The organism is Acidovorax sacchari, from assembly GCF_042847045.1.
GTDB lineage: Bacteria > Pseudomonadota > Gammaproteobacteria > Burkholderiales > Burkholderiaceae_C > Paracidovorax > Paracidovorax sacchari.
Map to the genome: position 1 here is coordinate 3,967,414 of NZ_AP035783.1, position 22,876 is coordinate 3,990,289.

18 protein-coding genes and 2 pseudogenes are annotated in these 22,876 nt (G+C 66.2%); 6 read left to right on the forward strand and 14 right to left on the reverse strand.

The genetic code is table 11. The annotated features are described in order from the left end of the window. Positions 1-5 precede the first annotated feature (5 nt). The 3 genes from ACGHC0_RS17560 to ACGHC0_RS17570 form a co-directional block, all read right to left on the reverse strand. Positions 6-2,132, reverse strand: coding sequence for a TIM-barrel domain-containing protein (locus ACGHC0_RS17560; protein ID WP_415266309.1), 2,127 nt, complete (start codon positions 2,130-2,132; stop codon positions 6-8). Positions 2,133-2,173: 41 nt separating this feature from the next. Continuing rightward, the gene (locus ACGHC0_RS17565; protein ID WP_368352193.1) at positions 2,174-3,451 is read right to left on the reverse strand and encodes an ABC transporter substrate-binding protein; all 1,278 of its coding nucleotides are present in this window, start codon (positions 3,449-3,451) and stop codon (positions 2,174-2,176) included. 148 nt (positions 3,452-3,599) lie between these two features. Further along, a complete protein-coding gene (locus tag ACGHC0_RS17570; RefSeq protein ID WP_368352194.1) occupies positions 3,600-4,310 on the reverse strand; it encodes a GntR family transcriptional regulator in 711 nt (236 codons plus the stop codon). 159 nt (positions 4,311-4,469) lie between these two features. Between ACGHC0_RS17570 and ACGHC0_RS17575 the strand changes: the two genes are divergently transcribed. The 5 genes from ACGHC0_RS17575 to ACGHC0_RS17595 all read left to right on the forward strand — a co-directional run bounded on the left by ACGHC0_RS17575 (position 4,470) and on the right by ACGHC0_RS17595 (position 9,838). Next, on the forward strand, positions 4,470-5,600 hold the full coding sequence (locus ACGHC0_RS17575) for a porin (protein ID WP_415266310.1): 1,131 nt from the start codon (positions 4,470-4,472) through the stop codon (positions 5,598-5,600). A 72-nt stretch (positions 5,601-5,672) separates the two neighbouring features. Further along, entirely contained in the window at positions 5,673-6,746 is a 1,074-nt protein-coding gene (locus ACGHC0_RS17580) for a carbohydrate ABC transporter permease (RefSeq protein ID WP_415266311.1), read from the forward strand. Positions 6,747-6,780: 34 nt separating this feature from the next. Next, positions 6,781-7,824 (forward strand): carbohydrate ABC transporter permease, encoded by a 1,044-nt coding sequence (locus ACGHC0_RS17585; RefSeq protein WP_415266312.1) that lies wholly within the window; start codon positions 6,781-6,783, stop codon positions 7,822-7,824. 32 nt (positions 7,825-7,856) lie between these two features. Beyond that, complete coding sequence (locus tag ACGHC0_RS17590) at positions 7,857-8,858, forward strand: ABC transporter ATP-binding protein (protein WP_368352198.1); 1,002 nt, start codon at positions 7,857-7,859, stop codon at positions 8,856-8,858. Continuing rightward, entirely contained in the window at positions 8,855-9,838 is a 984-nt protein-coding gene (locus ACGHC0_RS17595) for an aldose 1-epimerase (RefSeq protein WP_415266313.1), read from the forward strand. The genes ACGHC0_RS17590 and ACGHC0_RS17595 overlap by 4 nt, the downstream gene beginning before the upstream one ends. 99 nt (positions 9,839-9,937) lie before the next feature. Here the strand turns inward: ACGHC0_RS17595 and ACGHC0_RS17600 are convergent, their stop codons facing one another. The 11 genes and pseudogenes from ACGHC0_RS17600 to ACGHC0_RS17645 form a co-directional block, all read right to left on the reverse strand. Continuing rightward, entirely contained in the window at positions 9,938-10,450 is a 513-nt protein-coding gene (locus tag ACGHC0_RS17600) for a DUF4303 domain-containing protein (protein WP_368352200.1), read from the reverse strand. A 16-nt stretch (positions 10,451-10,466) separates the two neighbouring features. Next, a complete protein-coding gene (locus tag ACGHC0_RS17605; protein WP_415266314.1) occupies positions 10,467-11,006 on the reverse strand; it encodes a hypothetical protein in 540 nt (179 codons plus the stop codon). Next, positions 11,006-11,365 (reverse strand): hypothetical protein, encoded by a 360-nt coding sequence (locus tag ACGHC0_RS17610; RefSeq protein WP_368352202.1) that lies wholly within the window; start codon positions 11,363-11,365, stop codon positions 11,006-11,008. Before ACGHC0_RS17610 ends, ACGHC0_RS17605 begins: the two co-directional genes overlap by 1 nt. Continuing rightward, positions 11,366-12,238, reverse strand: coding sequence for a hypothetical protein (locus ACGHC0_RS17615; RefSeq protein ID WP_415266315.1), 873 nt, complete (start codon positions 12,236-12,238; stop codon positions 11,366-11,368). Positions 12,239-12,274: 36 nt separating this feature from the next. Beyond that, a pseudogene (locus tag ACGHC0_RS17620) lies at positions 12,275-12,717 on the reverse strand (DUF4265 domain-containing protein). Next, entirely contained in the window at positions 12,707-13,006 is a 300-nt protein-coding gene (locus tag ACGHC0_RS24790; RefSeq protein ID WP_415926609.1) for an HNH endonuclease signature motif containing protein, read from the reverse strand. The pseudogene ACGHC0_RS17620 and the gene ACGHC0_RS24790 overlap by 11 nt, the downstream one beginning before the upstream one ends. 27 nt (positions 13,007-13,033) lie before the next feature. Next, a pseudogene (locus tag ACGHC0_RS17625) lies at positions 13,034-13,948 on the reverse strand (RHS repeat domain-containing protein); the annotation flags it as partial. Positions 13,949-14,028: 80 nt separating this feature from the next. Beyond that, positions 14,029-14,616: a hypothetical protein gene (locus ACGHC0_RS17630; RefSeq protein ID WP_368352208.1), complete on the reverse strand. Its 588-nt coding sequence runs from the start codon at positions 14,614-14,616 to the stop codon at positions 14,029-14,031. 21 nt (positions 14,617-14,637) lie between these two features. Then, a complete protein-coding gene (locus ACGHC0_RS17635) occupies positions 14,638-19,389 on the reverse strand; it encodes a DUF6531 domain-containing protein (RefSeq protein ID WP_415266317.1) in 4,752 nt (1,583 codons plus the stop codon). Between the two features lie 8 nt (positions 19,390-19,397). Next, on the reverse strand, positions 19,398-20,519 hold the full coding sequence (locus ACGHC0_RS17640; protein ID WP_415266318.1) for a 3-oxoacyl-ACP synthase: 1,122 nt from the start codon (positions 20,517-20,519) through the stop codon (positions 19,398-19,400). Next, on the reverse strand, positions 20,516-21,808 hold the full coding sequence (locus ACGHC0_RS17645) for a hypothetical protein (RefSeq protein ID WP_415266319.1): 1,293 nt from the start codon (positions 21,806-21,808) through the stop codon (positions 20,516-20,518). The genes ACGHC0_RS17640 and ACGHC0_RS17645 overlap by 4 nt, the downstream gene beginning before the upstream one ends. A 71-nt stretch (positions 21,809-21,879) precedes the next feature. Between ACGHC0_RS17645 and ACGHC0_RS17650 the strand changes: the two genes are divergently transcribed. Continuing rightward, on the forward strand, positions 21,880-22,872 hold the full coding sequence (locus ACGHC0_RS17650; RefSeq protein WP_368352212.1) for a DUF2169 family type VI secretion system accessory protein: 993 nt from the start codon (positions 21,880-21,882) through the stop codon (positions 22,870-22,872). Positions 22,873-22,876: the final 4 nt, after the last annotated feature.

Genomic DNA, 22,876 nt, shown 5'->3' on the forward strand with positions numbered 1-22,876 from the left:
CTTCCTCAGAACGAACGGGTTTCGGCGACCGGGTCATCGAAGCGTGCGACCTGTCCTTCGGCAGGCTGCGCGCACGGAATGGAAGCGCCCGCGCGGGCGAACAGGGGCAGCCGGTCGAGCGGCGCCGGCACCGTGTGCCACTGGCCGCTGGCGAAGGCTTCGCGCGTCTCGAAGTCGAACCACTGCGCGCCGCCCGGCAGCGCGGGCAGGTACACGCGGCGCGTGGTCGCGCCGGGCGCCACGACCGGGGCCGCCAGCAGCGCATCGCCCAGCATGAAATCGTCGCTGTCCTCGAAACAGTTCGCGTCCTCCGGGAAGTCGTAGAACGTCGGGCGGATGATCGGCTCGTGCCGGGCGGACGCCCGCTCGAACAGCGACCACATGTAGGGGATCAGCCGGTAGCGCAGCTCGATCGCCTTGCGGATCGCAGGCGTCATTTCCGGGTACATCCAGGGCACGGTGGTCACGCCGTCGGCCTTCCAGGAATTCACGATCGCCCGGGGGTTCAGGCAGCAGGCCTGCACCCAGCGCACCAGCAGTTCGGGCCCGGGCCGGGGGCCGAAGAAGCCGCCGATGTCGTGGCCGACGTTGAACATGCCGGAAATGCTCATCTGCAGGCCCGTGCGCAGGTTCCAGCGCAGCGTCTCCCAGCTGGTGGTGTTGTCGCCGCTCCAGGTCTGCGCATAGCGCTGGATGCCGGGCATGCCGCCGCGGCTCACCGTGAACACGGGCTCGCCGGGCCGGTGCGCCTGCTGCGCCTCGAAGGTCGAGCGGGTCATCAGCAGCGGATGCAGCGGGCGCGCGCGGTGCATCGGGATCGGCGTGCCGAAGCCCGCGCATTGCGCGTCCTCGTCGGTCACCGCGTATTCGTTGTTGTCGTTCCAGCCCACGTCGAAGCCGTAATCGAGCACCTGCCGGCGCAGCCCCTCCTGCCACCAGCGGATGCCCTCGGGCGTGGTGAAGTCCAGGTGCGAGCCCAGGCCGTCCCAGAACGGCTCGATGACCGGGGCCCCCGTGGAGGCGTCCGCGATGAACGCCTTCTGCGCCTTCACCTCGGCATAGGCGGGATGGTCGTCCAGCAGGCAGGGCTTGAGGTTGGCCACCAGGTGCAGGCCGTGCTCGTGGAAGCGCCGGTTCAGTGCCTTCGGATCCGGGAACTTGTCGCCGTTCCAGGTGAACACGTAGCGCCGCTTGCCGCGGCTGGAGTAGCCCGAGCCGTAGTGGAAGGCCGACATCGGGATGCGGCTGGCGACCATCTCGTCGATGAACGCGTCGAGCCCCGCCTGGGCGTCCGCGGCGTCGGTCAGCCCCATTGCCGTCTGCGCGAAACCGAGCGTCCAGCGCGGGGGCAGGTGGGTGCCGCCGATCAGGGCAGTGAACTGCGCGATCACCTCGGCGGGCGTGCGGCCGACCATGAGGTAGTAGTCCAGGTCACCGTCCTCGATGTCCACGTAGCGGTAGAAGCCGTGGTAGTTGTCGTGCTCGCAGCCCAGGTCGAACGTGCATTCGGCCATCGTGTCGTAGTAGATGCCGAGCCACTGGCCGTTGGCCGCACGGCTCAGCACGAAGGGCCAGTGCTTGTAGAGCGGGTCGCCCGTCTTCGGGTCGTAGCCCAGCGCGTCGAGCGCCGCGGAGCGCAGGCGGCGGCCGCTCAGGTCGAGCGGGCCCGTCTTGTCGCCCAGGCCGTAATGGCGCTCGCCAGGCTGGCGCTGCAGGTAGTGGCGGATGCGGCCGCCGCGCTTCTGGTAGAGGTAGGCCGTGGTTTCGCGGTCCGACGCGATCGGCGTCGCATCACCGAAGGCATGCCACTCCAGGCGCAGCGGATCGTCGCCCAGCGTGACGGTGAGCTGGCCGGTGCCGAAGCTGCGTGCACCGGCCTGCGTGGCCGGCAGGTCGAAGCCCGCCAGGTCTTCGCGGGAGCGGCCTTCCCAGGGGGTGTCCTGCCCGGCCTGCGGAGCGATGGCCCAGGTGCGCGGTTCGCGGAACCCGCCTGCGGGGCGCAGCGTGACGCGGGCCATGGTCGGGGAAAGAAAGCGCACTGCGAGCGCGCTGCCGTCGTCGAGCGGAGCGCGGGCGGTGCGGGCGGTATCGTCGCCGTCGAAAGACCAGCGTTCGGCATTCCAGGGTTTCATGGTGAAGGGCTTCGTCGTGTGGAAAAAAATGAGGAGCAGCGTTATTTCCTGGCCTGGCGGACGGCTTCCTGCATGTCGGCGACCAGCTTGGTGACGGCCTGATCGACAGTCAGCTCGCCCACGATGGCCTGCGTGGTGCGCAGCACGGTGGGTGCCTGCAGCGCCCGGCTGTAGCGGTAGCCCTGGAACCGGTAGGCCACCGGCGCCAGCGTGGGCACGCCCGCGCTGAACACCTGGAGGGCGGCCGCGGCCTGGGGCTTCGCGTTCGGGTAGGCGACGCCCTTGGCGACCAGCCCTGCATGGGCGGGGATGTTGCCGGTGCGGCTGGTGAATTCGGCATATACCGGCTCGGAGGCCATGAAGTCCAGGAAGGCCGCCACTTCCTTCGGCGACTTCGTCGTCTTCAAGGCCACCCAGGCGGCGCCCCCGGGCACGCCGCTGCAGGCCGCCGGGCCGCAGGGGTTGGGCACGGCGACCCAGTCGAAGGCATTGCCCACGTCGCGCTGCAGGCGGCTGATCTGCCAGGAGCCCGACAGCGCCATCACGACGTTGCCATTGATGAATTCACCCATCGTGTCGGCATAGGTCGATCCGCCCGAGCCCGCCCACACGTCGCGCAGGATGGTGCCGTCCTTGTTCCAGCCGACGAACTTCGCGATGGTGTTGCGGTAGGGGGCATCGACGGTCAGCTCGCCCTTGGCATCGAAGATGGCCGCGCCCTCGCTGATGGCGGGTCCCGCGAAGCGGTGGCCGGAGCGGTCCCACGCCATGCCCGCCTTGGTCTGCGTCGCCTTCGCCACGCGGCGGGTGGCATCCGCCCACTCGTCCCAGGTGGCCTTCGGCCCGGGCATCGGGATGTTGGCCTGGTCGAACAGCGTCTTGTTGACGAACGGCCCGGTCATCGTCAGCTGCGACATGAAGCCGTAGATGCCCTTGTCCTGGGGTGTCGGCTTCAGCCAGGCGGCCGTGCTGGCGAACTGCGTGTCCCAGTAGCTGCGGTCCTTGAGGTAGGGGGCGATGTCGAGGTAGTAGCGCGACATGCCGCCCAGGTCGGTCAGGCGCGCGATGTCCGGCCCCTCTCCCGCGGCCAGCTGCATCGGCAGCTGCTCCATCACGGTCTTGAAAGGCACGGCATCGACGCGGACCTTCGTGTCCGGGTTCTGCTGCTCGAAACGCCGCGCCAGTTCGGCGGTGACGTCGCACTCGTTGCCGTCCTGGTAGCACATGACGCGGATCGTGCCGGCAGACGCGGACAGCCCCAGGCAGGCCGCCGCCATCGCGATGGCGGCCCGGAGGGTGGTTCGGGAAATCGGGTTCATGGTGTCTCCAATGCTGTGGGCGCCGTGGCGCTGCGCGAGCGCTATCGGCCCGCTCGGATCTCAGCAAAAATCATAAAGTACTAATATATTAATGTACCTATGGAAACCCCTAAGTGGCGTCTTTGCCGCGCCCGGCGCGCCGCCGGGCCTAGCGGGTGAGATAGGTCGGGTGCTGCGCCCGGATCTCTTCCACGATGCCCAGCGTGCCGGCCAGGTGCGTGCGCATTGCCTCGGCCGCGGCCTCCGGCTGGCCCAGCTCGATGGCGGCCACGATGCCGGAGTGGTCGCGGATCACGCGCTCGGTCTTGCCCTCGGCCGGCAGGTGCAGCCGCCGCAGGCGGTCGATGTGGCCGCTGCGCTGCCGCACCAGCGCCCACAGCCCCGCCGCCCCGGCCGCCTCGTAGAGCTCCCGGTGGAAGGCGCGGTCGGCCTCGATGAAATCCGCATAGGTATCGGGCGACGCGGCCTGGCGCTGGCTGGCGATGTGCGCGCGCAGCTTGCGCAGCAGCGGCTCCACGGCCTCCCGGGGGCGGGCGGCGATCTCGCGCACGATCTCGATCTCCAGCGCGCGCCGCAGGAAGTGCGCCTGCCGGGCCGATTCGACATCGATCTGGCTCACGATCGTGGCGTGCTGCGGATAGATCTCGACGAGGCCCTCCTCGCCCAGCTTGATCATGGCGTCGCGCACGGGCGTCTGGCTGACGCCGTAGTGCTCGGCGATCTCGGCGCGCGGCAGCACCGTGCCCGGCACCAGTTCCACCGCGATGATCAGCTCGCGCAGCGCCTCGAAGATCTGCGGCGCCGCATGGCGGGAGCGTTCCAGGCGGATGGATGGAATGCGTGCGAGGGTGTCGATCATCGTCCCATTATAGGTAGGTAGAAACGCTAGTGAAGCACTAATACATTACAACATTAAGATAGATGGCCGGCAACAAATGCTCTGTGGTGGGGACGAAGCCGGCAGCTTGCGTGCGGGCTCATTGCAGCCCGCGCTTTTCCAAGGCAACTGGAGACAACAATGAAACGAATGAAGATGGCCTGCGCGGCGGCGATGCTCTCGCCACTCGCGGCGGCCCCCGTCTTCGCGCAGAGCAGCGTGACCCTTTCGGGCCGCGTGGACATGGGCGTGGTGTCCATCAACAACGGCGACGGCCGCGTGACGCGCGTGGACAGCGGCACCTACACCGCGTCGCGCCTCGGCATCGGAGGCACCGAAGACCTCGGGGGCGGCCTGAGCGCGGGCTTCTATCTCGAGGACCGCTTCGCCGCCGACACCGGCACGCCCCTGAGCGGCGCCCGCTTCTTCAATGCGGGTTCGCAGGTGTTCCTCTCGGACGCCCGGCTGGGCACGCTGACGCTCGGCCGCCAGTACACGCCGCTGTTCTGGGGCTTCCTGCTCGCCGACGACACCGGCCCCCTGCGCATGCACGGCTGGAGCGCGACCAACACCATCCAGCGCAGCGCCACGCGCATCGCCACGGCCGCATCGCCGATCCAGGCGGCGGGCGCGCTGGACAGCGTCAGCAATGGCGTCTATCAGCTGGGCATCTCGTCCACCTTCGAAGACAACATGGTCGTCTATAAATCGCCGACCTTCGCCAACACGATCGTGCGCCTGGGAGCGGGCTCGGCCGAGGGCTACGCCGGCTCGAGCGCCCGCGTGCTGTCCGCCGGCACCGAATACAAGGGAGACCGCCTCGCCGCCGGCCTGGTGTACCAGGAAAAGCGCGCCCTCGCTCCCGTGGGCACGGGCGGCTACCAGACGCAGAGCGACACCCTGCTCTCCGGCATGTACGACGTCGTGCCCCAGACCGTGAAGCTCTGGGGCAACTACCACCTCTGGAAGCTCGACGACCCCGGCGCCCGCCTCAAGGGCCGCGACTGGATGCTCGGCGCGTCCTACTGGGCGGGCTCCAGCCAGCTGTGGGTGAACTATGCGAAGAAGACGTTCGACGACTGCGCCAGCTGCGGCGCGGCCGGCCTGAGCGTGGGCTACCACTACCGGCTCTCCAAGCGCACCGAACTCTATACGGCCGCATCGCACGTGCGCAACCACGCGAACTCCGCCAACGGGCTCAACGGCATCCTGCCGGGCACGCCCGGCAAGAACCTCACCGCCTACACGATCGGCCTGGCAACCACCTTCTGACCGCGCGCCCGCTCCGGCCGCTTTCCGCGGCCCCCGGCGGGCGCCCACCGGAACTCGACATCAGAATCGGCCATGCGAAACATCTCCCAGCCGCCCGAGCCCTCCCCAGCGGCCCCTCTTCGCGGCAGCGCGCCCGCGGTGCCGCGGGGCAGCCTCCTCTCCCTTCCCGGCCAGGTGCTGGCCTTCTTCTTCAACCTCTTCGAGCCCCTGTTCGCCCTGGGGCAGAAGTGGCTGGGCTCGTCCCGCATCGGCTGGCTCTTCGTCGGGCCGAACCTGCTGCTGATCGCCGTCTTCACCTTCGCCCCCATCGCGATCAACCTGGTCTATGCCTTCACGGGCGGCATGAACCTGCTGCCGTCCCAGCGGCCGTTCACCGGCCTGGAGAACTTCCACATCCTGCTGGAATGCCGCGACTACGCCGACCTGCAGACCTGCCGCACCGACGTGTTCTGGCGCGCGATCGTCAACACGGCGCAGTTCAGCGTGCTGCAGGTCGTGCTGATGCTGTTTTTCTCGCTGGTGACGGCGCTGGTGCTCAACCGCAAGATCATCGGCCGCGGCTTCTGGCGCGGCGTGTTCTTCTACCCGGTGCTGCTCTCGCCCGTGGTGGTGGCGCTGATCTGGAAATGGCTGCTGCAGAGCCAGGGCGTGTTCAACGCCGGCCTGGTGGCCGCGGGCGCGCAGCCGATGGACTGGCTGCTGGATGGCCACTGGGCATTCTTCTGGGTGCTGGTGGTCTCGATCTGGGCCCACATGGGCTTCTACACGCTCATCCTGCTCGCGGGCCTGCAGGCCATCCCGAAGGACGTGTACGAAGCCGCGGAAATGGACGCCGCCAGCCCCCTGCGCGTACTCACCCGCATCACGCTGCCGCTGCTCATGCCCAACTTGGTCGTCGTGCTCGTGCTGGTCATGATCCGCGCGGTGCAGATCTTCGACGAAGTGTTCGTGCTCACCGGCGGCGGCCCCGGCTCCGCCACCACCTTCATCGTGCAGTACATCTACCAGACGGGCTTCGCCGAGCAGATCCACCTGTACGGCCTGGCCGCCGCCGCCTCCCTGCTGCTCGCCGCGGGCCTGATGGCGCTCACCCTGCTGCAGCTGCGGCTGTCCCGGGCGAAGGACGCCGGCGCCCCGCGCAAATAAAAAAGAAGACAACGAGAAAAAAGGAACTGCACACATGGCCAACTTCCTCACCCGCACGCGGGGGCGCGGCCGCCTCGACTGGACCGACTGGCTCTCGTACGCATACCTCTCGCTGGGCCTGCTGGTCATGTTCGGGCCGGTGCTCTGGCTCGTCATGTCGTCGTTCAAGACGGAAGGCGCGCTCGCCCAGTTCCCGCCCTCCTTCCTGCCCTACGCCCAGAAGACGGCCATGGTGCCCGGCCACGGCCAGCCCCTGCCCCTCTTCGAGGTGAAAGACGCACAGGGCCACACCCGCGAACTCGCCCAGGTCCGCCGGATCGGGCTCGTTGCCACGATGGTGGACCCGAAAGATCCGGACACCGTCGTGCGCGTGCCGATCAACGACCGCAAGCCCGTGAACGAACTGCGCTTCGCCACCGACAACTACACGTCGCTCTTCGGCAAGTTCGCCTTCGGCAAGTATCTCTGGAACAGCGTCTTCATCACGGTGGTCGCCACGGTGCTCACGCTGCTCTTCAACTCCATGGCGGCCTTCGCCCTCTCGAAATACCGCTTCGACGGCCAGAAGACCGTGTACCTGGCGATCATCGGCACCCTCATGATCCCGCCGACCATCATCATGGTGCCGGCATTCCTGGTGGTCTCCAGCATGGGCCTGCTCAACAACCCCTGGGGCGTGATCCTGCCCGCCGTGGCCACGCCCACCGGCGTGTTCCTGCTGCGCCAGTACATGCTGACCATTCCCGACGAACTGCTGGAAGCCGCCCGCATGGACAACGCCAGCGAATGGCGCATCTACTGGAAGATCATCCTGCCGCTGTCCGCGCCGGCCCTGGCCGTGCTGGCGATCTTCTCGTTCATGTGGCGCTGGAACGACTTCCTCTGGCCGCTCATCGTGCTGTCCAAGTCCGAGAACTTCACCCTGCAGCTGGCGCTCAACTCCTTCCAGGGCGAGCTCAACACCCAGTGGAACTACCTGCTCGCCATGACCGTGATCACCCTGCTGCCGATCACCGTGGTCTTCGCCTTCCTGCAGAAATACATCACCGCCGGCATCGCCGGGGCCGGCGTCAAGTAACCCGCCGCGACCGCTCACAAGGAACCGCTTCAGTGGCCACCCTCCAACTCTCCCACATCGTCAAGACCTTCGACAAGGTCACCACCATCCATGGCGTGGACCTGCAGATCGCCAGCGGCGAATTCGTGGTGTTCGTCGGCCCCTCGGGCTGCGGCAAATCCACGCTGCTGCGCATCATCTCCGGCCTGGAAACGGCGACCAGCGGCGACATCCTGATCGACGGCCAGGTCGTCAACGACGTCTCCGCCGCGCACCGCGGCTGCTCCATGGTGTTCCAGTCGTACGCGCTCTACCCCCACATGAGCGTGTACGACAACATGGCCTTCGGCCTGGAGAACCTGAAGGTGGACAAGGCCACCATCCAGGCCAAGGTGCAGGCCGCCGCCAAAATGCTGCAGCTGGACCACCTGCTGGCGCGCAAGCCCACGCAGCTCTCGGGCGGGCAGCGCCAGCGCGTGGCCATCGGCCGCTCGATCGTGCGCGAGCCCAAGCTGTTTTTGTTCGACGAGCCGCTGTCGAACCTCGACGCGGAACTGCGCGTGTCGATGCGCGCGGAGATCAAGGACCTGCACGCCCGCCTGGGCGCCACCATGATCTACGTCACCCACGACCAGGTCGAGGCCATGACCATGGCCGACAAGATCGTCGTGCTGCGCGCGGGCCGCATCGAGCAGGTGGGCTCGCCGCTGGAGCTCTACAACCGGCCCGCCAACCGCTTCGTCGCGGGCTTCATCGGCAGCCCGCGCATGAACTTCGTGCCCGCCGCGCAGTTCCCGGGCCTGCCCGCCGGCACCCACACCGTGGGCATCCGGCCGGAGCATGCCCGGCCCGATCCCTCCGGGCCGCTGCGGCTCACCGTGACGCAGGTCGAGCAACTGGGCAGCACCAGCGTGCTGCACGGCCACGTGGTGCCGGATGCGCCGTTCGAACTGGTCCTGCCGGGCCAGACCACCTTCCAGCGCGGTGACACGGTCGGCATCGTCGCGCCGCCGGAGCACCTGCACCGCTTCGACGCACAGGGCGTTCGGCTGTGAGCGCCAGGCCGCCATCCGGCGCGGTGACGGGGGCTGCGGTGGCGCCGCTGCTGCGCCTGGCCGCGGGCGATTTGCGCGCCGAAGTCTCCGCGCAGTGGGGCGGCTCCATCGCCGCGTTCTTCACGCTGCAGGACGGGCAGGAACGCATCGACTGGCTGCGCCCGGCGCCCGCCGGCAACGAAGCCGTGCGCCTGATGGCGAGCTTTCCCATGGTGCCGTTCTGCAACCGCCTGCGGGAGGGCCGCGGCGACTACGGCCCCCGCCCCGTCGCCCTGGGGCCGGAGCACGACGGCTCCATCCACCGCCGCCACGGCCTCGCGTGGCGGCTGCCCTGGCAGGTAGAAGCGCAGTCGGACAGTGCCGTGCGCCTGGGCCTGCACCACGCGGCGGGCGAGTGGCCCTACGCCTTCGCCTGCCAGCAGGACATCGCGCTCGACGCGCGGCACGGCCTCACCCTGGTGCTCTCCGTGACCAACCACGACACCGTGCCCATGCCGCTCGGCATGGGCCACCACTGCTTCCTGCCCGACGCGGCCGGGGCGCGGATGGCGCTGGACACCGACGCCATGTGGGAAACCGACGCGGAGGTGCTGCCCACCGCCCTTGCCCGGCCGTCCTGGCTGCCGGACCTGGCCGCAGGCATCGGCGTCGCCGGCCTGCGCGTGGACAACACCTTCACGGGCTGGCGCGGCACCGCCCGGGTCACCTGGCCCGGGCGCGGCGTCGGCCTCGCCATGGCGGCATCGCAGCCCCTGGACATGGTCACCCTCTTCACGCCGCCGGGGCAGGACTTCTTCTGCATCGAGCCGGTCTCGAACGTGGCCGACTGGATGCACCTGCGCCAGCGGGGCCTGCCGCACACGGGTGGCGAACTGCTGGCACCGGGGGCGACACGGTCGGCCACGTTGCGGCTGACGCCGCTCTTGGACATGGCGCCTGCGACCCCACCCGTCCACCGCAGGGGGCAGCCCGCCGGGTGAGCGGGTAGCGCAGCGGCTGGACCACGGTGTCCGGCGCCTTGCCGTCCACCAGCGCAGTGCGTGGACTGCTGCGTGATGCACCTGCCATCCCGCGCAGTGCTATTGCTCGCTCTCGATCCATTGCGCGAATTCAGCCGCGTGGCCCGGTGCATTGAGGCGCCGGATCCAGGCGATCTCCTGCTCGGCGTCCTCGTGGTCGGTCACGCAAAACACCGCAATGCCATCGCCCATTACGCCTTCGGTCCGCAGCGCCTCCATGGCGGCCACGCACGATTCGAACAAGCCCTGTTGAAACGCCAGGAAGTGCGCGTCGTCGTGTGGCATGGCATGAAAATCCTGCAGGGCTTTGTGTACATCGACGAAACAGCCATCACCAAAGCCCTCATGCTTCCATTCAGCGGGACTCCACTTCCAGTAGGAGGCTTCATCGGGCTCTTCGCGGAGGCAGGCTTCCAGATGGCGTTGGGTATTGGCTGCGGCACAGACCGTCATGGCGCCCTCGTCCGAATACAGCGCGAAGGCACAGAAACCCTCGCCGGGATGGTCTTTCTGGATTTTCTGAAACGCCTCCCGGGCGGCGGATCGAATCAGGCTGGTGAAGTCAGCAATCATTCCATACCCTCAATCATCATTGAGGGCGACTATAAATATAAAAATCACCGTCTCTCCAGTTATCCCCGCCTCTCCAACCGCAAGGGAACCCTTGGTTCTTGTAGATTTCGAAAACCCTCTCGAAATATGGATGCGATCGCTCCAGGCAAAGCCGGGCCTCTGCGCATTTGTACAAATCCCCGCTGATGGCGTCCGCCAGCAACCTGGATTGCGCTGCATTGATTTCAAGATCTTCTGAAACCGTGGAAATTTTCCTCAGGATTATTTCATAAAAATCTTCCTGCTCATCATATTCCACCAAGCTGCGCTTCAATCCCGAGAACTCTTTAATTTCGGGGTTCGCAGGAATTTCACCAGCAGCATCCGCTGTGATGTCGAGCAAAAAATGGTCCGGGGGCTCAACATCCTGGTTGGTGTAGCGCTCCAGCGCGGTCCCCATGTCATCGAGCATGAGCGCCGGGAATCCATCCCCTGCATAAGCGGTCACCAAAAGCTCGCCACGAACGATGAAATCGAATACTTCAACAACATTTGAAGGAAAAATAGATTTATCCATCACCAAACCCCAGATTGCCCGGCCCTTTTTAAGGAAGAGGGGTCAAACCACACATCCTCGTATCCATCCCCATCCACAATAAATTTAAATCCCGGAGCCAGTGCAAGATACTTGCTTAACCCGGGAAGCTTCTGTATCAAATGAAATCCGTGAATTGGTTTGAAAAAATCCTCATCTTCAGAGTATTTTCCGCCCCATATATACCACCCCGAAGTACCAAAGGCAGGATTTATCCTGACCCCATACACAGGAATCATTCCGAGAGATTCAATATTAACCCCGACATTCAAGTTCTCCAGAAATTCATGATACTTCGATCCATATTTTTCACAAATCATCTTTCGATCAGGATTCAACATTCAAACTCCAGGAATATCCAGACAGAGACGCATTCCCGCCAGCCCTCCAGGCATGTTCGAAGGAGGCAGCTGGAGCTCGCTCAACAGCATGCCAATTTGTGATGGATGCTGAAATGGATAAAATCCTGCAGCCCCACCCCGAATGGTCAATTCATTTCTCTCCGGGCCATTCACGGTGAACGAGGCAACGCCCAAGCCCGCGATGCCCAACAAATTGGAAGCATCCCTGTTTTTTCGCGCGTCACCGAACTGAGCAAGGCAGACACTTTCCAGCTCCCCCTCTCCCGGAACGTGATCCCCACAAATGGAAATATTATCCTTCCCCTCCTTGGCGACATACTCCCATTCCTTATCCTCGGGAAGCCGGTATCCACTTTTTTTCAAAAAAACCGCCGCCTCATCCGAGGTCACATACACTGGATAGGGTCCATCTTCGCTATAAAAATCTGGTCTCTCGATGTCTTCATCGAGGTCCATGTTTTCTTCAACCACCCATTCGTACACGGGGAATCGGCTCATCAGGAAAGCAGATACCCTCACTGAACCTCCAGGCCCCCTTCTTCGAATAAGGGGAGAAATCCCTGCCCAGTCATCCTTGGAAAAGAGTCTTTCTATTTCCATGAAACGCTCATTCGTCGCACCATAGAAAAACTCACCTCCAAATACAAGGTTCAATGCAGTTTCGTATCGCTCATCATAAAAACAGGGTATCTCAATTTCCTGTCCATTGCTGGGATTGACTGACTTGTACGGCTTAACCAGCTTGAATCTTTTAGGAAGTCTTCTCAATATAACCTGGCATACCTCTTCACGCCGAGCCTGCGTGGCTTTCTGCCAGAGGTCCATGTTTCCTATATCTTCAATATCACGCATCCACTCTCCAACCACCATCTCAGAAATTACAGCCTCTCAGCCCGAATGCTGAATCAGCCCATGCTCCACGTCAATCAGATCATTATCCTTGAGTTCATTCAGATAACCCTCTACTCTCCGCATATCCACATCAGGAGGAACATCGACCGCGACGAGCCGTTTTATGTTTGTGCCCTCAGATAAACAACCGAGATTTTTTAAAGAAGCTCTTATTTCCGGAATTTTTGAATCTTCGTTAAAGAAAATTCTTATCGTGCTATGCCACCTCTGGACACGACAGATTTAAAGAATAGAGCCTCATTCACTCCTCTTGACACGCTAATGGAATCACAATTACTAACTTCTGACGAGAAAAATGGAATATTATCCACTCGCCATACATCGTCAGCGATCCGTATAGCCCATATACCCTCACGAGAAAACGGAGGATAACCGTCATCGTCTTGATTCAGCTCAAAAATCACCCTACTACGTTCCATCACATTTGCCACCTTTGGGCTTGTTAGACTTTTTCTTTTCAAGACGATTTCTCTTTTTATAGTTCGGTTCCTTCTTATACCAATCTTCTCTATTACATTTTCTACAGAGGACTTGGCCATTCACTTCTGTGGCGGGGCCTCCCGCTGACTCCGGATCGATATGGTCAATCTGCCACTCGTCTTGAGGAGGTGTAACACCTTTTTGGCTCTTCTTTGGTTGCTGCCCTCGGCATTTACATTTCTCGCATTTCTTAACACCAAAAAATTGCTCATTCTCATCCAGGATCAAGCCTTTAGTCTTCTTTGTAAACTTTACTAGTCCATATGGATCGATCCACTCTAAAGGATTGGGAGCGAAAACAAAAAGATTTACTCCACCGTCGAGCCCAATCGGATCCTGGTGCACGAACCGCCCCGTCACCGGATCGTAGTACCGATGTCGGTTGTAGTGCAGCCCCGTCTCGCCATCGAAGTACTGCCCCTGGAACCGCAGCGGTTGCTCCACGAAGCTCAGTGCCAGGATCTCCCCTTTCGCCGCCAGCGCCAAAGGCCGCTCCGCCTGGGTGAATACCGCCGCGTCGTCCGTACCCGTGCGCATTACCTGCAACGCCTGCGTCTGCCCCCACACCTGGTAGCTCGCCGCCCACACGATACGGCCCTGTTCGTCCGTCAGTTCCTGCGGCGCGCCGACCTGGTCGCATTGGTAGTAGTAGGCGGCGAAGTCCCTGGGTCGTGCCCCCTCTTTCTCTGCGGCCTCGCCCTTCCACTCCGACTCCAGCTTCGCCAGCGGCACGAAGCTGTCCGGCTCGTAGAGGTATTCCGACAGCCTGCTGCCGCGCAGTTCGCCCGCCAGCAGGTCCCCGTCGTAGAGAAAGGCCGTGCGCCCGAACGCGTCCCGCTTCTCGATGCGCCGGCCCAGCGCGTCGTAGCGGTAGTGGGTGACCTGCTCCGTGGCCGCAGGCGCAGGCTCCGCGTGCCCTTCGGCGGGGCGGTCGCGGTAGCGCACGACCCTCGCTTCGACGATCTGGTGCTCCGGGCTGTAGCGGTAGTGCTGAACCATGTGCCAGCCGATACGCCGCTCGACGACGTTGCCATGCAGGTCGTAGGCGAAGCGCAGGTCCTGGTACACCGTCAGGCGGTTGTGCGGCACCACGTCCCGCTGGCCCACGCCGCCGCTCGCCTGCGCGCCAGCGCCCCGGTTGGGGTTGAGCAAGTTGCCGGCCAGGTCGAAGCGGATCTCACTTACATTTGGGTGGTACGGCTATCGGGGAGCACATCAGTGGTTTGAGAGATTCTCGTATCCAACAGTAATCAACCTAGCTGGACATAGAAATTTCCAACCAACCCTGATTTGGAAATATCAATATTTTTCCTTATAAAAACATAACCCACGCCATCAGATATGACTCCTCTATTCTCTCCCAATGCTTCATCCATATCGGGGCCATAGATCGTTGCAACACATTCATAATTTTTTATTTCTATTGGATCCTGGACCCAATAAGGGATACCCCCTACATACGAAGCCACGTTTTCATCATCTTCTTGTGCGGCTCGGTTTGTTATTGATTTAGAAGTTTCAGATTGATATGGATGAATAATCTTTTCCTTTCCGCTCATATCATGAAGAATGACAACCGCATTTTTAGCAACGTCTTCCTCTTGAGAAATCTTTCCATAGTGAGAATAACTCTCTTTATCATACAAAATAAAAACCGACAACCAAAGTCCCGTCCCTTCTCCCTCCTTGATCCAATTCATTGGCAGGGAAAGAAGATGAAACAGGGGTTTCCCATTTTCATCCAAGGGCCAATCAACACCTTCAGACAATTTACAAGGGCCATCCAAAAAACCATAACCTACTTCATGGGGCGCGGGAAGAAAAACCAGCTCTCTCAATTTGATCTCCTTCGATAATAGCTATAAACAACAGCAAAATTTCTCACTTGCCTTCCTTAATCTGCGAGCTCTAGACGCAGGAATACCTGCCTTCCTAAGCGCGCCTTGCCAAACATCCATCTGTCTCTTGGATGGCTTACCATCCGGGCCGAAGTCGAATACATTGACAGGATTGTTTAAATGCTGCATTGCCAGTGCATTCTCGTTGGCATGCACAGCGCCATGGGTTTTACTGTCCAATGCGATAGAAGGGTTATTCTGCAATCTTCTCCTCTTGGTTGCGCAACCCGCCTGTACAAGTGCCTCGTGTCGAACCAATTCGTGAGCCGCCAGTTTATCTCCCACATGAGAGCCGCCATTCAAACTGCCGTACGTCCCTAATTGCCCAAAAACTGCCAGCCCACGTGGGTCCGCCCACACCATAGAATTTGGTGCATATTTATACAGGTTTATTCCACCTAGATACCCAATCGGATCCTGGTGCACGAACCGCCCCGTCACAGGATCGTAGTACCGATGTCGGTTGTAGTGCAGCCCCGTCTCGCCATCGAAGTACTGCCCCTGGAAACGCAGCGGTTGCTCCACGAAGCTGAGCGCCTGCACATCCCCCTTCGCCGCCAGCGCCAAAGGCCGCTCCGCCTGGGTGAACACCGCTGCGTCGTCCGTGCCCGTGCGCATCACCTGCAGCGCCTGCGTCTGCCCCCACACCCGGTAGCTCGCCGCCCAGACGATGCGGCCCTGCTCGTCCGTCAGTTCCTGCGGCGCGCCGATCTGGTCGCATTGGTAGTAGTAGGCAGCGAAGTCCTTGGGTCGTGCCGACTCCTTGTCTTCTTCCTCTTCTTTGTCTGCGGCCTCGCCCTTCCACTCCGACTCCAGCTTCGCCAGCGGCACGAAGCTGTCCGGCTCGTAGAGGTATTCCGACAGCCTGCTGCCGCGCAGTTCGCCCGCCAGCAGGTCCCCGTCGTAGAGAAAGGCCGTGCGCCCGAACGCGTCCCGCTTCTCGATGCGCCGGCCCAGCGCGTCGTAGCGGTAGTGGGTGACCTGCTCCGTGGCCGCAGGCTCCGCGTGCCCTTCGGCGGGGCGGTCGCGGTAGCGCACGACCCTCGCTTCGACAATCTGGTGCTCCGGGCTGTAGCGGTAGTGCTGAACCGTGTGCCAGCCGATACGCCGCTCGACGACGTTGCCGTGCAGGTCGTAGGCGAAGCGCAGGTCCTGGTAGACCGTCAGGCGGTTGTGCGGCACCACGTCCCGCTGGCCCACGCCGCCGCTCGCCTGCGCGCCAGCGCCCCGGTTGGGGTTGAGCAGGTTGCCGGCCGGATCGAACGCGAAGGTTTCGCGCTCGTTGGGCTGCTGTGGGTTGCCGCCGCGCTGTGCCGCCAGGATGCGGCCCAGCGGGTCGTACCGGTAGTGGCTGTCGCCGCGCAGGCCGTCGCGCGTGGCGATCAGGTTGCCCGTGGGGTCGTAGCGGTACTGCCGCGCGATGCGGTCGCCCGAAGGAAGCTGCGGCAGTGCGGGCAGGCCGTGCTCGCGATCCCGCAGGGACTGGGGGGACGGCATGCCCGGCTGGCCCTGCAGCGCCTGCCGCCGGCCCACCTTGTGCGCCACCAGCCGGCCCATCGGGTCCCAGCCGTAGCGGCTTTCCAGGGCGCCCTGGGTGCGCTCGATTTCCTGGTGCAGCGCGTCGCGCTCGATGTCCGAGAGCACGTGGCCATCCACGCGGATCTGGTGCAGGTGGCCCGAGCCGTAATAGAGCCATTGCACGTGCCGGCCGCCGGGCATGCGGCAGTCCGTGCGGTTGCCCAGCGCGTCGTAGGCATGGCGCCAGGCATAGCGGCCCAGGGTGCCCGTCCCTTGCGGCGCCAGGTGCTCCTGCACTTCCTCGACGAGGCGCGAAAGCGGGTCGTAGGCGAAATGCACCTGGGCGTCGCCATTGCCGGCCTGCAGCATGCGGCCCAGCAGGTCGTAGGCGAAGGTGGTGGCATCGCCGCTGCCGGCCCCTTCTTCCGTGCCGTCCGGGCCGAGGTGCGCCTTGGCGACGAGGCGGCCCACCGCGTCGCGGCGGAACACGGTGCGCTTCGGTAACGGCGCTGCGGGGTCGGGGTCGTACGGCGTGTCCGATGGCAGCCGCGCGTCGCGCTCGTGCAGCTCGGCCAGTTCGCCCGCGGCGTTGTAGCGGTAGCGCTGGATGCGGCCGTCGAAGCCGATTTCCTCGATGAGGTTGTCCGCCGCGTCGTAGGTGAAGCGGGTGGTGTCGCCGTTCTCGTTCTGCAGCGCCACGAGGCGGCCCACGGCGTCGTGCTGGTAGCGCAGCGTGCCGCCGAGCGCGTCCTGGCGCAGCACGGGCTGGTCGAGCCCGTTGTAGGCGTAACGCGTGGCGGCGCCCTGCGGGTCGGTGTAGCCGGTGAGGTTGCCCTGCGCATCGAAGTCGTAGCGGTGCTCCGAGCCGTCGGGCCCCACCACGTGGCGCAGGCGGCCCAGGGCGTCGTGGCGGTACCGGGTGGTCTGGCCCAGGGCGTCGGTGGATGTCAGCAGGTTGCCGAGCGTGTCCCAGGTGTAGCGCGTAGTCTGGCCGGAGCAGTCGGTGTAGGCGACGAGCTGGCCGGCGTCGTCCCACAGCAGGCGGCGGGTCTTGCCGTGCGCATCCTCGATGGCCACGGGCAGGCCGCGCGCGTCGTAGCGCCAGCGCGTGGCATGGCCTAGCGGATCCACGCGCTCGGCGAGGTTGCCTCGTTCGTCGTAGCGCTGGCGCCAGACATGGCCCAGCGCATCGATCGCTTCCACGGGCATGTCGAGGTGGTCATAGGCGAGGCGCGTGGTGGCGCCGGCCGCGTCGGTCACGGCCAGCAGGTTGCCGCGCGCATCGAAGCGCCAGCGCGTGGCCCGGCCCAGCGCGTCGCGGGCTTCCTCGGGGTTGCCGGCGGCGTCCAGGCGCGTCTCGGTGCGCACGGGGCGGCCATCGGGGCCGGGTTCGGTGATGGCGACGACTTCGTGCGCCGCGTTGTATTCGTAGCTGCTGCGCCGGCCCAGCGCGTCGGTCACGTGGGTGGTGCGCCGGCCCAGGTCGTAGTCGAAGCGCGTGTCCAGCAGACCCGGCGTGTCCGTCCAGGTGCGCACGACGCGCCCGCCCGCATCGTGGCGGCTCCATTGCTGGTGGTGCGTGAAGCCGTTGCGGGTGGCATAGGCCACCATGAGGTGGTGGCGGTAGCGGTAGCGCGCGGTGCCGCCCAGGGCGTCGGCGGCCTCGGCCAGGTTGGCGCGCAGGTCGCCAGCCTCGTTGCCCTCGGTGCCATAGGCGTAGCGCGCGAGCACACCGCCCGCGTGCTGCACGCCATCCAGTACGCGCGGCTCCAGGTGGATGGCCTGCAGCAGCCGGTCCGGCGCGCCCTCTTCGCCGCTCCATGCGAAGCGCAGTTGCCGGCCGGCGCTGTCCGTCAGGCCCAGCGGCCGCGGCGCGCAGCCATCGGCGCCGGTGGCATCGTACGCGGGGTAATGCAGCGTGACGGCGTTGCCGTTGCGGTCGGCCATGCGCGCCAGCGGCAGGCGCCACTGGCCGGGCACGGGGGCCGCGAATTCATGCCGCAGGCCGTCGGTGGCTTCGATGCTCCAGCCGCCGCCCTCGTGGTGCCGCACGGTGATCTTCTCGCGCGCATCGAAGTGGCTGGCGCCGCGCGGCAGCACGGGCAGCCGCACGAGGCGGCCGCGCGCGTCGTAGTAATGTACGGCGTCGTAGGCCAGCGTGAGCTCGATGGACAGCGGCGTGCTCCAGCCCCAGCCGAGCCAGCCCGGGCGCCGGTCGCTGGAGCGGTAGAAGCGGCGCCAGGCGAGCGGCAGCGGGCCGGGCAGCTCGAAGTCGGTCTCGGCGAGGATCTTGGCGCCCGTGGCGAAGATGACTGGGTGGCAGGTGCCCAGTTCGCAGGAAGGCTGCGGCATGTGGCCCGGGCGCGCGTCATCGAGGATGGTGCCCGGCGCATTGGGATTGACCTGGTTGTCCCCCCGGTTCGCCACGGGCTTGGGCTTGCCCTTGGCCCGCTTGACGATCTTGCCCAGCACGAAGCCGATGGTGACCGAGGCGATGCCGTTGGCGATGACGTCGGCGATCTGGTCGATCTTCTCGTCGGTGAGCGGCGGGGTGAGCAGCTCCTGCACTTCCTTGGCAAGTTCCGCCACCTGGACGGCGGATTCGGCCATGGCCGCGCCGCCCACCACGAGGTTCACCCCCGGGATGAGCTTGCCCACCAGTTTGAGCGCAGGGCCGATGAGCACGCTCGGGTCCGTGAGGCTCTCGCCGAGGGCCGCGAGCTGGTCGCCGAAGGCGCCGGGCAGCTTCTCGATGACTTTCTGGGCGAGCTGGTCGTAGGGGCCGGGCAGCGCCTTCATGGCCAGCCGCATGGCCCAGCCGGGCTGGATCACCAGCGCATTGCTCTTGGTGGTGTCGAACGAGCGCACGCTGCCGCGGCTCTCGAACTTGGTGTCGCTGCTGTAGCTGGTGGGCTCGGCGGCGCCACCCACCACCGTGGACTTGACGCCCGCGATGCCGCCCAGGCGGTCGGGCGTGGCGGGGATGGATTCGAAGCGGCTGCCGGCGATGGCGACGGGCTGGCGGTCGATCTTCAGGGTGGCGGTGCCGTTCTTGAGGCCCGGCCCGTGCGCCATGTTCAGGATCGGCACGGGCGGCCCGTTGGGCTTCGGGAACACGGGGTTCACCGGGCCCGGGATCATCGCCGGGCTGCGGCCTTCGTGGATCGCTCTGCGGTCGTTGACGAACGTGGCCATGTCTGTGCTCAGGAAGGAATCGGGAGGGCACCGCGGCCGGCGCCCGCCGCCGGCCGCGCGGGCTGCGCATGGTCCCAGGTGGCGACCCAGGCGGCGGTGCGCGTGGACAGGCCGGTGACGGTCTGCAGGCCCGCGTGGCCCGCGAGGCGCGCAGGCATGACGGGGTGGGACAGCGCCTGGCGCATTTCATGGAAGAGCGAGAGCATGAGGGGCACCCACGCGGCGCCGACCTCTCCCAGGAAGGCGGCCGGATCGCGCGCGGGGGCGAGCCCGCCGTCGGCGGCGAAGGCCGCCGACAGGCTGGCCCGTTCGGCCCCGCGCCAGGGGGAGCCGTCCATGTCCGACCAGTAGGAATGCAGCGCATCGGCGGGCATGTGCGCGGTCTGCAGCGCGGCGCGGGCGGCCTGGATCAGGGCGCGGCCGTCCAGCAGCGAGTCCTCGCCCACGCGGGGGGCGGCTTCCTCGCCGAACGCCGGCGGATAGACGGTGGCGAAGTCGCCGGCCGCGGGCATGCGGCCCAGGCGCACGAAGGCGGCGGCCTCGGAGGCGACGAAGCCTTCGCAATGGCCGGCGACCTGCACCCAGCGGCGCTGGTAGAGCACCTCCACCACGGCCGGGTCGGCGAGGCTGTCCACGCCGCCCACGAGCACTTCGGGCACGTCGGGGTGCGACTGCATGAACCGGTAGGCTCCGGACAGCGCATCGGCGCCGCCCACCGCACCGCCCGCATACAGGGTCAGGGGCAGGAATTCCGGGGCGAGGTCCAGGGCGCGCGGCAGTTCCAGCGCGAAGCGGTCGGCGTCGATGCCTCCGGGCCGTTCCGCCCAGGCCTCGGGCAGGGCCACGAACAGCGGGATCGGCCGCTGCAGGGGCCAGCCCGTGGCGGGCGCCGGCCCGGAGCGCAGGGCTTCGTGCAGCGCCGGGGCGGCCAGGCGCACGAGGCGCTCCGTGCCGGTGCAGGCCGGGTCGATGCCGGGCACGCGCGAGACGGTGGCGCGGTGGTCGGCCTGGCCGGCGATGGCCTGCCGGGTGAAGGCGGACAGGCCCGCGGAGAGGCTGGCGGCGGTCTGCCAGGCGCGGGTGCCGACGGGGGTGCAGGCGCCGGTGGCGGCGATGGAAAGAGGCGTCATGGCTGGGGCTGCGCGGCGCCGAAGGCCGCCCGTTCCAGGACCGAGGCCGTGGCCACGGCCAGGCCCTGCACGGGCATCAGGTCGTCGGCTTCGATCCAGAGCGCGCCGGCCAGGCGCGATGCGTGTTCGAGATGGAGCAGGTGGCGCAGCGGCGCGCCGGCCAAGGCGGTGGACTCCTCCAGCACGATCTGGCTGCGGGCGCGGCCCAGGCGCAGCGCCGGGCCTTCCAGCGGCAGTGCGGCCAATGCCGCATCGGCGGCGGAAGCCCGCTCCGGCGCGGGCAGGGCGAGGTCGAAAAGCCCGTCGGCCGGCGTGCCCGTGAGCAGTGCCACGGCATCGGCCAGCGTGCGGCAGGCCTCCTCCTCGTCCCACGGCGCATGGGCGGCGAGGTGGCGCAGCAGCGGCACGTCGCCGACCAGGGAGGCGCCCTGGCACTGGAGGGCCCAGGGCATGTCCGGGTGGCGCCCCTCCCGCAGGGCGACCGCGAGTTCGTAGCCTTCGCGCGCGGCCAGCAGCGCCAGCGCCGCAGGCGAACCGGGGGTGCGCGCCAGCACGGTGCGAGCCGCCGGAGTCTCTTGCGCGCTGCCCATGAGCGCCAGCGCCGCCAGCGCGGCCTCGGCATCGTCGCCCTGCTCCACGGCGGCCAGGGCCCGGGCCTCGTCGCCGCGGCCGGTGCAGCGCCACGCGCAGAGCACGGCCATGCCGCCGGACAGGGACGCGGCCCAGGGCGCGACCGCTTCCGCGAAGGCGTCCGACACCGCGGGCCGGGCGATCGCCAGCCGCAGCAGCAGGCGGCCGAGCGGAGCGCGCTCCGCGCCCTGCTGCCCGGCCAGCAGCGCCACCCGGGGAGCGAGGTAGTCACCCACCGTGCCGTCGAAGGCGAAGCGCAGGGCGTTGCAGACCGCGCCCGGCTGGGCCTGCAGGTATTCGCCGCCCAGGTGCGCCAGTTCGGCACCCGCGCGGCCGAGCTGCAGCTGCAGCACCTCCAGGCAGGAGAGCGCGAAGATGCGCGAAGGTTCGTGCAGGGTTTCGTCGCCCGCGGCGGCGATGGCCTCCCGGCAGGCGGGCAGCACCTCGGGGGCGTGCGCCAGGTGCTGCTTCAACCCGGCCAGCGCCTGCACGATGGCATCGTCGAACACGGCGATCGCGGCGGGCCGGGCGGCGGAGCGCGGCAGCAGGTGGCTGCGGCGCCAGTACTGGGTGACCAGCGACCGCGCCATGCGCGCGGGCGGATCGGTCCACACCGGCAGGTCCGTGGCCCGGGGCACGGGCAGTTCGATGACATTCATTCGGAAGGGGGCGCCGCAGGCCGCGGCGCGCGTGGGATCAAAGACAATGCCGGGCAGGAGGACCCCACCCGATGCTGGACAACCTGACGCCCTTCGCCGCGGAACTGCTGCCGGGCCACCGGCCGGACGGCAGCGCGTGCCGGACGCTGGTCATCAAGGCCACGCTGGATTTCGCGGGCAGGCCCGTCGCCCAGGGCAGCGCGCTGCCGATCTACCGCGGCGACGCGTTTTTCGGGGAGGAAGGGCTGCAGGGCACCGTGCGGCACGAGGCCGACCTGGCCCCCTTCAAGCCGCGGGTGGACGTGGTATTCAACGGCTTCGCCTACGCGCCCGGAGGCCGTCCGGCGGACCGGTTCGACGCGGGCCTGTCCATCGGCGCGGAAACCCGTACGGTGCGCATCCACGGCCGGCGGGTGTGGCGCCGGCGCATGGGGCTGTTCCCCGTGGCGGAGGCCTGCGAGCCGGCGCTGCGCGTGCCGGTGGTGTACGGCCTTGCCTTCGGCGGCCAGGACGCGGAAGACCCGATGGCCTTCCATGCCGGCAATCCGCCGGGCACCGGTTTCAGCGCCGGGGTGCCGCGGGACGGCGCGCCGCTGCACCAGATCGAGTGGGCCGATGCGCCCGTGCGCCTGCCCTCCGGCAATGACCCGCCCGCGGGCTTCGGCTGCATCGGACGCACGTGGCTGCCCCGCCGCGCCCTGTGGGGCAGCTACGCTCCGCAGGAACTGCAACAGGCGCCCGGCCTCGTGGCACGCATGCCGGCCACCTTCGACCCGGCGGCATGGAACTGTGCCCACCCGCGCATGCAGTTCGCGCCGGGACAGGTCCGGCCGGGCACGCGCATCCGGTGGAAGCACCTGTGCGCCCATGGCGAGGGGGAAACCGCCGTGCCGGACCTGCAGCCGGCCGTGTCCTGGGCGGTGCGGGGCGAGCGCGGCACCGTCCGCCCCGCGTTCGACACGCTCGTGCTGGAGCCCGAGCACGGCCACATGGCGATGGTCTGGCGGCACACGTTCGACAGGGAAGCCGCCCGTTACCTGGAAAGCCTGCAGGTGCATCTCTGACGGG